This is a genomic window from Burkholderia sp. NLJ2 (assembly GCF_049487195.1).
Lineage (GTDB): Bacteria > Pseudomonadota > Gammaproteobacteria > Burkholderiales > Burkholderiaceae > Burkholderia > Burkholderia pyrrocinia.
This window is the reverse complement of the sequence record NZ_CP137808.1, coordinates 2,773,799-2,785,863: the sequence shown is the minus strand read 5'-3', so window position 1 is coordinate 2,785,863 and position 12,065 is coordinate 2,773,799. Positions and strand designations below refer to the sequence as shown.

General features: G+C 69.1%; 10 protein-coding genes. 6 read left to right on the top strand and 4 right to left on the bottom strand.

All coding sequences use genetic code 11. From position 1 onward, the window contains the following. Nucleotides 1-49 precede the first annotated feature (49 nt). The 4 genes from R9B84_RS12795 (at nucleotide 50) to R9B84_RS12780 (ending at nucleotide 3,144) form a co-directional block, all read left to right on the top strand. A complete protein-coding gene (locus R9B84_RS12795) occupies nucleotides 50-1,552 on the top strand; it encodes a cobyric acid synthase (protein ID WP_423758218.1) in 1,503 nt (500 codons plus the stop codon). An 82-nt stretch (nucleotides 1,553-1,634) separates the two neighbouring features. After that, nucleotides 1,635-1,775, top strand: coding sequence for a hypothetical protein (locus tag R9B84_RS12790; protein ID WP_167316019.1), 141 nt, complete (start codon nucleotides 1,635-1,637; stop codon nucleotides 1,773-1,775). 149 nt (nucleotides 1,776-1,924) lie between these two features. Next, the gene (locus R9B84_RS12785; RefSeq protein ID WP_065499421.1) at nucleotides 1,925-2,338 is read left to right on the top strand and encodes a DoxX family protein; all 414 of its coding nucleotides are present in this window, start codon (nucleotides 1,925-1,927) and stop codon (nucleotides 2,336-2,338) included. A 137-nt stretch (nucleotides 2,339-2,475) separates the two neighbouring features. Then, on the top strand, nucleotides 2,476-3,144 hold the full coding sequence (locus R9B84_RS12780) for a ParA family protein (protein ID WP_047901042.1): 669 nt from the start codon (nucleotides 2,476-2,478) through the stop codon (nucleotides 3,142-3,144). A gap of 131 nt (nucleotides 3,145-3,275) precedes the next feature. On the opposite strand, the gene panD is transcribed toward R9B84_RS12780, so the two are convergent. The 4 genes from panD to R9B84_RS12760 form a co-directional block, all read right to left on the bottom strand. After that, nucleotides 3,276-3,662 (bottom strand): aspartate 1-decarboxylase, encoded by a 387-nt coding sequence (gene panD / locus R9B84_RS12775; protein WP_423758217.1) that lies wholly within the window; start codon nucleotides 3,660-3,662, stop codon nucleotides 3,276-3,278. Nucleotides 3,663-3,706: 44 nt separating this feature from the next. After that, nucleotides 3,707-4,546 carry a pantoate--beta-alanine ligase gene (gene panC / locus R9B84_RS12770; RefSeq protein WP_423758216.1) on the bottom strand — a complete coding sequence of 280 codons (840 nt, stop codon included), beginning with the start codon at nucleotides 4,544-4,546 and terminating at the stop codon, nucleotides 3,707-3,709. Between the two features lie 271 nt (nucleotides 4,547-4,817). Continuing rightward, nucleotides 4,818-5,690: a segregation and condensation protein A gene (locus R9B84_RS12765; protein WP_096471519.1), complete on the bottom strand. Its 873-nt coding sequence runs from the start codon at nucleotides 5,688-5,690 to the stop codon at nucleotides 4,818-4,820. A gap of 4 nt (nucleotides 5,691-5,694) precedes the next feature. Beyond that, nucleotides 5,695-5,883 carry a DUF3460 family protein gene (locus tag R9B84_RS12760; RefSeq protein WP_321790515.1) on the bottom strand — a complete coding sequence of 63 codons (189 nt, stop codon included), beginning with the start codon at nucleotides 5,881-5,883 and terminating at the stop codon, nucleotides 5,695-5,697. Nucleotides 5,884-6,135: 252 nt separating this feature from the next. Between R9B84_RS12760 and R9B84_RS12755 the strand changes: the two genes are divergently transcribed. Both R9B84_RS12755 and R9B84_RS12750 read left to right on the top strand, forming a co-directional pair. Beyond that, a complete protein-coding gene (locus R9B84_RS12755) occupies nucleotides 6,136-7,950 on the top strand; it encodes an autotransporter assembly complex protein TamA (RefSeq protein ID WP_423758215.1) in 1,815 nt (604 codons plus the stop codon). Between the two features lie 28 nt (nucleotides 7,951-7,978). After that, nucleotides 7,979-12,016, top strand: coding sequence for a translocation/assembly module TamB domain-containing protein (locus R9B84_RS12750; protein WP_423758214.1), 4,038 nt, complete (start codon nucleotides 7,979-7,981; stop codon nucleotides 12,014-12,016). The last annotated feature ends 49 nt before the right edge of the window (nucleotides 12,017-12,065 follow it).

Genomic DNA, 12,065 nt, shown 5'->3' with positions numbered 1-12,065 from the left:
ACCGGCGCGGGCGATAATGCGGCCTTTGATTCGCGACGACCTTTACACGATGAATGCACCCGAGTTGCGGCCGCGCGGCACGCTGATGATCCAGGGCACGACCTCCGACGCGGGCAAGAGCACGCTCGTCGCGGGCCTGTGCCGCCTGGCGCGCCGTGCCGGCGCGCGCGTTGCGCCATTCAAGCCGCAGAACATGGCGCTCAACAGCGCGGTGACGGCCGACGGCGGCGAGATCGGCCGCGCGCAGGCGCTGCAGGCGCTGGCCGCGGGCGTCGCGCCGCATACGGATTTCAACCCCGTGCTGCTGAAGCCGACGAGCGACCGCGGCGCGCAGGTGATCATTCACGGCAAGGCGCGTATGAACCTCAACGCGCGGGCGTATCACGACTACAAGCCGGTCGCGTTCGACGCGGTGCTCGAGTCGTATGCACGCCTGCGCGCCGGTTACGACACGGTGATCGTCGAGGGCGCCGGCAGCCCGGCCGAGATCAACCTGCGCGACGGCGACATCGCGAACATGGGTTTTGCCGAGCGCGTCGACTGCCCGGTCGTGCTCGTCGCCGACATCGACCGCGGCGGCGTGTTCGCGCACCTGGTCGGCACGCTCGCGTGCCTGTCGGACAGCGAGCGCGCACGCGTGCGTGGCTTCGTGATCAACCGCTTCCGCGGCGACTTCAAGCTGCTCGAACCGGGGCTCGACTGGCTGCGCGCGCAGACCGGCAAGCCGGTATTCGGCGTGCTGCCGTACCTGCACGGGCTGATGCTCGATGCGGAGGACATGCTGCCCGCGCAGGCACGTAGCGCCGCCGCACGCGGCGACGCCGGCGTGCTGCGCGTCGTCGTGCCCGCGCTGCCGCGCATCAGCAACCACACCGATTTCGATCCGCTGCGCGCGCATCCGCAGGTCGAGTTCTCTTACTGGAAGAGCGGCCCGGTGCCGGATGCCGACCTGCTGATCCTGCCCGGCTCGAAGAGCGTGCAGCGCGACCTCGCATGGCTGCGCGACGCGCGCTGGGACGCGCTGATCCGTCGCCACCTGCGCTACGGCGGCAAGGTGATCGGCATCTGCGGCGGGATGCAGATGCTCGGCCGCACGCTCGACGATCCGCTCGGCCTCGAAGGCGCGCCCGGCAGCGTGCCGGGGCTCGGGCTACTCGATTTCGACACGACGCTGCAGCCCGACAAGACGCTGAAGAACGTGACCGGACATCTCGCGCTGCCGGGTGGGGCCGCCGTGCGCGGCTACGAAATCCACATGGGCGACACGCGCGGGCCCGCGCTCTCGGCGCCCGCGCTGACGCTGGCAGCCGACTCCGCGCAGGGCGGCGCGCGCCCGGACGGCGCGGTTTCCGCCGACGGCCAGATCCTCGCGACCTACGTGCACGGGCTGTTCGACGCGCCCGACGCGTGCGCGGCGCTGCTCGCGTGGGCCGGGCTCGACGGCGCGGACCGCATCGACTATCCGGCGCTGCGCGAGGCATCGCTGGAACGGCTGGCCGACACATTCGCCGAACATCTCGACCTCGACACGCTGTACGCCGAGTTTCGTTGAAGCGGCGCCGTGCCGCCCTCGCTTTTTCCGCCGGATCGCATACAACACAGGAGGGCGGATGTCCGTCTGGAGGAGTGCGACGATGAAGGCTCGATGGTGGTGGAGCGTGCTGCTCGCGGCGCTGCTGGGCGCATCGGCGGTTGCGCACGCGTGCGATTCATATGCACCGGGCGGCAGCCAGTCCGGTTCCGGCGATGCCACGCAAGGCAAAAGCGGTTACTGACGCAGGTATCGGGGCATGATCGGTCATGCCCTTTTTTTGGTCTTATTCGTTCCTGGTGGGAATCAGTTAAAGCGGATTGGCGTGTTTATCGGCCGAATCGCTTCGAATAGAGTGGGGTCCATTCTCATCCACTCACGAAGGAATCCGCCATGAACCCCAATCGCCTGAACGATTTCGCCGCGACGCTGCTGCGCGTCGCGCTCGGCGTGCTGTACCTCGCGCACGTCGCGCAGAAGGTGTTCGTCTTCACGCTACCCGGCGCCGCGCAGTTCTTTGCGTCGATCGGCCTGCCGGGCTGGCTCGCGTACCTGACGACGTTCGTCGAACTGGCCGGCGGCCTTGCGCTGCTTGCGGGCTTCCGCGTGCGCGTCGCCGCGCTCGCGCTGCTGCCGTTCATGCTCGGCGCAACGGCGGCGCATCTGCCGAACGGCTGGAGCTTCTCGTCGCCGAACGGCGGCTGGGAATATCCGGCGTTCTGGGCCGTCACGCTTGCCGTGCAGGCACTGCTGGGCGGCGGCGCGTTCGCGATCGGTGCACGGGAGGCCGCGGTTCAGCGCGCATGACGGGCGCATGAGCGGCACACCGTTCGGCGCAACCCGTTCCGGTGATCCCCCGTTTGCCGATATCATCGCTCCCTGTATCCGCAATCGAGCGGCGCCAGCCATGCGGCCGGCGCCGCGTGGCTTTTTCGGGGGAATTCATGACGGTGATCGTGGTGGCGAATCCGAAGGGCGGCGTGGGGAAGAGCACGTTGTCCACCAATCTTGCCGGCTATTTCGCGGCGCAGGGCGCATGGGTCGCGCTCGCCGACCTGGACCGGCAGCAGTCCGCGCACGCGTGGCTCGACCTGCGGCCGGCCGGCTTGCCGGCAATCGAGGCGTGGGATCTCGATCCGGACGCGCCGTCGAAGCCGCCGCGCGGCCTCGAATATGCGGTGATCGATACGCCGGCCGGCCTGCACGGCAACCGGCTCGGCGTCGCGCTGCAACTGGCCGACAAGGTGATCGTGCCGCTGCAGCCGTCGATGTTCGATATTCTCGCGACCCAGCAGTTTCTGGAGCGCCTCGCCGGCGAGAAGGCCATGCGCAAGGGCAACGTCGAGGTCGGGATCGTCGGGATGCGGGTCGATGCGCGCACGCGCTCGTCCGACCAGCTGCACCGCTTCGTGGAAGGGCTCGGCCTGCCGGTGCTCGGTTACGTGCGCGACACGCAGAACTACGTGCAGATCGCCGCGCACGGGCTCACGCTGTGGGACGTCGCCAAGAGCCGGGTCGACAAGGATCTCGAACAGTGGCGGCCGATCGTCGAATGGGCCGAGCGCCGCGTGCCGAAGGCCGAGAAGACGGAGAAGGTCGCCAAGGCGTCCTGATCGCGCGGCCGTCGGGCCGATGCACGACACAATGAGAAAGGGCCGGATCCCGTGCCGCACGGGATCCGGCCCTTCGACCGCAAGCGGCGCGGTCGCGCCCGCGCGCCACGGCACGCGGGCGGCCGCTCAGGTTACGTCCAGTTCTGCGTCGGCACGTGATCGCGGTGGCCCTTGATCTTGTTGCCGTCGTCGATGAACACGAGCTTCGGTTTCCAGCCGGCCTGCAGTTCGGCTTCGTCGACCATCGCGAATGCCGCGATGATCACGAGGTCGCCGAGCTGCGCACGGCGCGCGGCCGAGCCGTTCAGCGAGACCATCCCGCTGCCGCGCTCGCCCTTGATCGCGTACGTCGAGAAGCGCTCGCCGTTGTTGATGTTCCAGATGTCGATCCGTTCGTTTTCGACGATGTTCGACGCTTCGAGCAGGTCTTCGTCGATCGCGCACGAGCCTTCGTAGTGCAGCTCGCAGTGCGTGACGGCCGCGCGGTGGATCTTCGATTTGAGCATGTGGCGCTGCATGGTGTCTCCGTGATGCGTCGTGAGAGGCGCGGGCGGGCGGCCCGTCAGATTTCCAGGTTGTCGATGAGGCGCGTCGCGCCGAGCTTCGCGGCCGCGAGCACGACGAGCGGCTCGCCGGCTTCGAGTTCGGCGGCGCTCGGCGCGATCAGGTTTGCGCGGCGGCGGATCGACAGGTAGTCGGGCGCCCAGCCGCGCTCTGCCAGGTGCGTGCGCGCCACTTGCTCGAGCTTGCCGAGGTCGCGTTCGCCGCCGAGCACGCTGTCGCGCACGCGCTGCAGCGTCTTCGCGAGCTCGGGCGCTTCCTTGCGCTCGTCGGCCGTCAGGTAGCGGTTGCGCGACGACAGCGCGAGGCCGTCGTCGTCGCGCACGGTCTCGGCCGCGACGATGTCGACCGGCAGCGCGAGCTGCTGGCACATGCGGCGCACGATCATCAGCTGCTGGTAATCTTTCTTGCCGAACACGGCGACGCGCGGCTGCACGCAGGACATCAGCTTCGTGACGACCGTGCACACGCCGGCGAAGAAGCCGGGGCGGAACTCGCCCTCGAGAATCCCGCCGAGGTCGTCCGGCGGCAGCACGCGGTATTCCTGCGGTTCCGGGTACATGTCGCGCTCGGTCGGCGCGAACAGCACGTAGACGTTTTCCTTCTGCAGCTTCTCGATATCGTCCTGCAGCGTGCGCGGATACTTGTCGAAATCCTCGTTCGGGCCGAACTGCAGCCGGTTGACGAAGATGCTCGCCACGACCGGGTCGCCGTGCTGGCGCGCGAGGCGCATCAGCGACAGGTGCCCTTCGTGCAGGTTGCCCATCGTCGGCACGAACGCCGTGCGGTTCTGTCCGCGCAACTGGTCGCGCAGTTCATGGATCGAGCTGATGACTTTCATGATCGGGTAGCGGGTTCCTCGCGCATGCGCGCGTTGGCGCCGCAGCGGCGGCGTCGGGGTCGAAGCGGAGAACGCCGGCGCGCGGGCGGCGCATCGGGCGTCGGCGGATTGTAGAGGATTTGGCCGCCAAACGCATCGAAAAGAGAACGATCGTTCACTTTTTAATCGGGCGTGCCGGAAACGAACCACGACCCGGGGGCGTGGCCACCCGCCGCGGCGAAGCGGCGAGCGTCGGGACGAATCGGGAGAACGGGAAGGGCGGGCGCGGGCCCTACGCGGGCAGGTACGCGAGGCGCACGTAGATCGGCGCGAACGGCTCGGGCTGCGTGATCTCGACGAGCGATTCGCGCGCGAGCTCGAGCATCGCGATGAAATTCACGACGACGACCGGTACGCCGCGCGACGTGTCGAAGAGGTCGGCGAACTCCATGAAGCGCGCGTTCTGCAGCCGGCGCAGGATCAGGCTCATGTGTTCGCGCACCGACAGTTCCTCGCGGGAGATCTTGTGGTGCTGGACGAGCTTCGCGCGCTTGAGCACATCGGCCCACGCGGCGCGCAGGTCGTCCGAATTCACGTCGGGGAAGCGCGGCGTGATGCTTTGCTCGATGTAGACGTCGGCGCGCAGGAAGTCGCGGCCGAGCTGCGGCAACCGGTCGATACGCTGGGCAGCGAGCTTCATCTGCTCGTATTCGAGCAGGCGGCGCACGAGTTCGGCGCGCGGATCTTCCGCTTCCTCGCCGGTGTCGGCTTTCTTGACCGGCAGCAGCATCCGCGACTTGATCTCGATCAGCATCGCGGCCATCAGCAGGTATTCGGCTGCCAGCTCGAGGTTCGACGTGCGGATCTGGTCGACATAGCCCAGATATTGCGCGGTGACCTGCGCCATCGGGATGTCGAGTACGTTGAAGTTCTGCTTGCGGATCAGGTACAGCAGCAGGTCGAGCGGGCCTTCGAACGTCTCGAGGAAAATCTCGAGCGCATCGGGCGGGATGTAGAGATCCTGCGGCAGCTTGAAGAGCGGCTCGCCGTACAGGCGAGCGAACGCCGCGACACCGTCGACCGTGTCGGGCGTCGAATCGGCGCCCGCGGGCGCGGCGATCGCGTCGTCCTGCCGGGCGGCGCTGGCCTCGTCGGCGGCGCTCACGTCGTCAGAAGTTCTGGTAGTAGACGTACGACGTTTGCTTCACGCGCGATTCCTGCTGGTCGTCGCGCTCTTCGAGGTCGATCGGCTGCTTGTCCCACAGCAGCGAACGGCCTTTGCGCTGCTCTTCCTCGAGCGTCGGCTTCTGTTGCTTGAGCTGGTTCAGGAACTGCGTGACGTCGGACTGGTACGGCATGGCTGGATTTTCCGTTTCGGGCGGCGCACGATGCGCCGGATTCGCGATGGCGGGATTTTACCGCATCGCGGGAACGGCCGGCGCCAATCGCGCGTCGAATCCGCGGGCGCGCACCTGCGGCGACGCGGCCCGGGCCCGTGCGCGCGCCGTTGCGCGCAAGCGTCACAGCCTCGCGCGTGCGGGCATCGCCGCTGCCCTGTGGTCAAATACAGGGTTTCCACGAAACCGTGACAACCGAGGGCGAGGTCATATTTGGCGGGGCAGTCGAACCAGCAAGCACACACGGCGCATGACGCAGGCCCGCGCGCGGCACGCAATTTCGCCGGCACCGCGGCCCGCGCCGCACGGGCGGCCCTCGCGGGTTGCGTCGCCGCGTTCTTCGCGCTGCCGGCCCTCGCGAAGTACGACGTCGACATCGACGCGCCGCGCTCGGTCCGCAAGCTGCTCAAGTCGCACCTCGATATTGCGCGCTTCGCGAAGCGCGACGACATCAGCGAAGACCAGTTCGACTTCCTCGTGACCGCCACGCCGCAGCAGGTGCGCGACCTGACCGCGACGGCCGGTTATTTCTCGCCGGTCGTGCGCACCGACGTGCGCACGCGCAACGGCAAGCGCGACGTGCGCATCGCGGTCGATCCGGGGCCGCAGACCGTCGTGTCGACGGTCGACCTGACGTTCAAGGGCCCCGTCGACACCGAAGATCCGAAGCAGGAGGCCGCGACCCGTTTCGCGTTCTCGATGAAACCGGGCGACCCGTTCACGCAGTCCGACTGGGACGGCGCGAAGGGCGCGGCGCTCAGGCAACTGCAGTCGCGCCGTTATCTCGGCGCGAAGATCGTGTCGTCCGAGGCGCGCATCGACCCGCGCACGCAGCGCGCGACGCTCGCGGTCACGTTCGACAGCGGGCCGACGTTTACGATCGGCAAGGTCGATGTCGACGGCGTGCGTCGTTATCCGGAGAAGATCGTCACGAACGTCAATCCGCTGTCGGAAGGCGAGATCTACGACGTACAGCGGATCACTGAATTGCAGCGGCAGTTGCAGAACACGCCGTACTACGCGAGCGTCGCGATCGACGTCGGCGACGATACGACGAAGCCCGAGCGCACGCCCGTGCACGTGAAGGTTAGCGAGTTCCCGTACAACAACATCCGCGGCGGTGTCGGTTTCGCAACCGATACCGGGCCGCACGTGCAGGGCTCCTATACGTATCTCGACACGTTCGGCGCGGCGTGGCCGCTGACCGTGTCGGGCCGGCTCGACCAGATCCAGCAGTACGGGCAGGTCCAGCTGTCGATGCCGCCGGGCGAGAAAGGCTGGACCAACAGCGTGCTCGCGTCCTATACGAATACCAACGTGTCGGACACGCGCATCTACAGTGCACGGGGCGGCGTGCAGCGCACGCGCACCGGCCAGTTCATCGACTATTCGTATTCGCTGATGTACTACCAGGACCGGCTCGACCAGAACGGCGCGGGGCCGACCACGAGCCGCGCGCTTGTGCCGCAATGGGCCTGGACGCGCCGCAATGTCGACGATCCGCTGTTTCCGCGCTCGGGCAACCTGATCCACGCGGAGGCCGGCTTCGCGGTCAAGGGCGTGGCGACCGACCAGACCTTCATCCGCGGTTACGCGCGCGGCCAGCAATACCTGCCGGTCGGCAAGCGCGACCTGTTCGTGTTCCGCGCGGAGCTCGGCGGCGTGTTCACGAGCGGCAGCTCGACCGGCGTGCCGGCGTCGCTGCTGTTCCGCGCGGGCGGCTCGAACTCGGTGCGCGGTTACGGTTACCAGAGCATCGGCAACAGCGTCGACGGCTCCGTTTTGCCAACCAAGTACCTGATGACGGGCACCGCCGAATACCAGCACTGGTTCAACCGCGACTGGGGTGCCGCGACGTTCTTCGACATCGGCACCGCGACCGACGCGTGGGGCGAGAAGGTGTTTTATCCGGGCGTCGGTATCGGTGCGCGCTGGCGCAGCCCGGTCGGCCCGATCAACGTCGACGTCGCGTACGGGTTGCGCAACCACAGCGTGCGCCCGTACCTGACGCTCGGCATTGCTTTCTGAACGTACCGCTTCATCCAAGACGAACCGCATGACGAAGGACCCGAACGACACGCCGCCGCCTCACGACCCGGACTCGCCCGACGGCACGCCCGACGCGCCGCCGCGCGCGCCGCGCCGCGGACGCGCGATGCGCGTCGTCGCGTGGACGCTCGCGACGGTCGTGCTGCTCGTCGTGCTGGCGGTGGGGCTGATACTGGCCGCGGCGACGACCGAGCGCGGCACGCGGCTCTCGTGGCAGGCGGCCGTGCGCGTGCTCGGCGGGCAGCTTGCCGGCACGCTCGAGGGCGGTTCGCTCGCGACCGGCGTGCGGCTGCGCGACTTCGCGTGGACAAGCCCCGGCGGTGCAGGCACGGAAGTGCGCATCGACCGGATCGCGGGCCGCTGGGCGCTGACCCGCGCGCCGTGGCGGCTGTCCATCGCCTATCTTCGCGCGGGCACGATCGACGTGCGGATCGCGCCGGGGCCGTCGACGCCGAGCACGACGCCGCAGGACCTGAGCCTGCCGCTGCAATTGCGGATCGACGACCTGCGCGTCGATCGCCTTGCGATCCACGACGGCGGTTCGACGACGCAGCTCGACCATATCGCACTGAACGGCCGCAGCGACGGCCGTCGCCATGAACTCGCGCTCGACAGCATCGATACGCCGTACGGCGCACTGACCGCGCGCGCGAAGCTCGACGGCGTGAAGCCGTTCGCGCTGACGGGCGAAGCCACCTACGCGGGCAAGCTGTCCGACGAGCCGGTCGACGCGCGGGCGCGCGTGTCGGGCTCGCTCGAGGCGCTGGTCGCTGACGTCGACGCAAGCGGGATGAAACTGAACGGGCGCGCGCACGTCGAGGCCGCGCCATTCGACGCGGTGCCGCTCACGCGCGCGTCGCTCGCGTTCGATCACGTGAATCCGCAGGCGCTCGCACCCGGCGCACCGGCCGCCGATCTCGCGGTGCGCGCGGAACTCGCACCCGTGACCGCGCCGGCCGGCGCCGCACCGGCGAAGGGTTTCGCGGTGGCGGGCCCCGTGTCGATCGTCAACGCGAAGCCCGGCACGCTCGGCGACCACCTGCTGCCGGTGATCGACGCGCACGCGAACGTGCATCTCGACGCGCACGCGCAGCGGATCGACGATCTCGCGCTGAAGCTGATCCGCGACGGCAGCGTGACGGGCAACGGCACGCTGACGGGCGGCAAGGGCCGCTTCGACCTGAAGGTCGCGAACCTCGACCTGAACGCATTCGTCGCCGAGCTGCGGCCGATGCGCCTGGGCGGCCCGCTCGGCGTGACGCTCGCAGGCGACGTGACGACCGTCGATTTCAACCTGAACGACCCGAAGCTCGCGCTCGGCGCGCGCGCGAAGGTCGCGCTGACATCGCAGCAGACGGTGCTGACCGACGCGCGCGTGACTGTGGCCAAGGGCCGTATCGACCTGACGGGCGTGTTCCGCCACGACGCGCATTCGAGCTACGACGCGAAGGCGACGCTGACGGCGTTCGATCCGCTGCTGCTCGCCGCGATGAGTGCGCCGAAGGCCGGCGGCAAGGCGGCCGCCAACGCAGCGGCGCCGGCCAGGCGCGGCGAGACGCGCGTGTCGGGCACGCTGACCGCGTCGGGCGCGTTTGCGCCGCAGGTGTCGACGAAGGCGACCTTCAAGCTCGGCGACAGCCTGTACGACGGCGTGCCGCTGACCGGTGCCGGCGTGGTGCAGCTCGCCGGCTCGCGGATCCTGCCGAGCAATGCGAACCTGTCGATCGCAGGTAACCACGTCGATTTGCGCGGCAGCTTCGGCGCGCCCGGCGACCGGCTGCGCTTCGTCGTCGACGCGCCGCAGCTCGACCGGCTCGGCTTCGGCGTCGAGGGGTTGGTGCAGGCGCAGGGCGACCTGACGGGCAGCTTCGCGCATCCGAACGTGACGGCCACCTACAAGGCCGAGCACGTCGTCGTCGGATCGAACCGGATCGGCGCCGCGCACGGCCGTGCGGACATCCGCGACGGCGCGCACGGCGCACTCGTGTTCACGGCCGACGCGACCGACATCGCGCTCGGCTCGCTGAAGCTGAAATCGCTGCGCGCGAATCTCGACGGCACGCGCGCGAAGCACACGCTCGACGCATCGGCGCTCGGGACGGCCGGCGGCCGCGTGATCGACGTGACGCTCGCGGCGAACGGCGGCGTGGTCGAGAACCGCGACGGAATGCGCTGGGACGGCACCGTCACGCGCCTCGCGAACCGCGGCACGCCGGCCGTCGCACTGCAGGCGCCGCTCACCGTGTCGGCCGGCGCCGGCCGCGTGACGCTCGGCGCGACGCGGCTCACGCTCGAAGGCGCGGCGATCGACCTGAAGTCGTTCGTGTTCGATCACGGCCAGATGCGCTCGGCGGGTTCGGTGAGCGGCGCGTCGGTCGCACGCTTCCTCGAGGTCCGCCAGGAGCTGACGGGCCAGCGGCCGCCGCTGCGCACCGACGTCGTGCTCGACGCCGACTGGGATTTCTCGCTCGGCGCGAACGCGACGGGCTACGTGCAGGTGAAGCGCCGCGGCGGCGACGTGACGATCGAGAGCGGGCGCGGGATCGCGTCGCTCGGCCTGACCGACCTGTCCGCGCGCGCGAGCTTCGCGCCCGGCAACCGGCTCAACGTGACGGCGCTCGCGAAGGCGAACCGGATCGGCACGCTCGACGCGAACGTCGCGGTGCCGTTTGCGCTGCAGGACGGCATGTTCGGGGTCGTCAACGAGGGTGCGCTGTCGGGCCGCATCGACGCCGACATCCCGTCGCTGAAAGCGACCGGCAACCTGTTCGGGCCGAGCTACCTGCTCGGCGGGCGCGCGGCGCTGAAGCTGACGGTCGCCGGCACGCCGGCGAAGCCGAACCTGTCGGGGATGCTGACGGGCGATGATCTGTCCGCGACGCTCGTCGACCAGGGCGTGCAACTGAAGGACGGCATCGTGCGCGTGAAGCTCGCGGAAAACCTCGTCGAATTCCAGCAGGTCGAGTTCCACGGCGGCGACGGCACGCTGCGTGCGCTCGGCCGCGTGCGCCTCGACGGCGAGGCGCCCGACCTGACCGCGAGCATCGTCGCGGACAAGCTCGAACTGTTCGCGGCGCCGGACCGCAAGCTGTCGCTGTCGGGCAAGGCGACGGTCGCGAACGACGGGCCGCGCGGCGCGCTGTCGATCGACGGCAAGTTCGTCGTCGACCGTGCGCTGTTCGACCTGCCCGAGGAATCGGCGCCGCATCTGTCCGACGACGTCGTGATCGTGCAGCCGGACGGCACGGTACGCGGCGAGACGCCGACGGGCACCGCGGTCGCGAAGCCGCAGCCGGCCGCGGATAAACCGGCGCCGTCGCTCGCGCCGCGCGCGAACATCGACATCGGCCTCGGCAACAACTTCCGCTTCAAGGGCCACGGTGCGGATCTCGGGCTGCGCGGCACGATCACCGTGATGAGCGCGCCGGGCGTGCCGCTGCGCGCGGTCGGCAACGTGCGCGTGACCGAAGGGTCGACGTACACGTCGTTCGGCCGCAAGCTCGCGATCGAGAACGGCTTCTTCACGTTCAACGGGCCCGTGTCGAACCCGGGCGTCAACATCCTCGCGATGCGCCGCAACCAGGAGGTCGAGGCAGGCGTGCAGGTGACGGGCACGATCCAGTCGTCGACGGTCAAGCTCGTGTCGGAGCCGAACGTCACCGACAACGAAAAGCTGTCGTGGCTGCTGTTCGGGCACGGCACCGACCAGGGCAACAACGTCGGTCAGCAGGGGGCGATGACGGCGGCGCTCGGGCTGCTTGGCAGCGTGACCGGCAAGCGCGTCGCGCAGACCATCGGCCTCGACGAATTCTCGATCGGCCGCAGCGACGTCGGCCTGACCGATCCGCAGGTCGTGCAGGTGTCGAAGGCGATCAACGAGCGCTTCGTGCTCGGCTACGAGCAGGGGCTGCAGTCGGCGGCCAACGCGTTCAAGGCGACGATCAACCTGACGCGCTTCTGGTCGGTGTCCGCGTACGGCGGCACGTTCCAGGGCGTCGACCTGAACTACACGCGGCGCTTCGACCGCTGGTTCAGTCAACGGTGACCGGGGGCGCGTCGCGCCGCGCACGGTTGAAAAAAAGGCCCCGCACGCA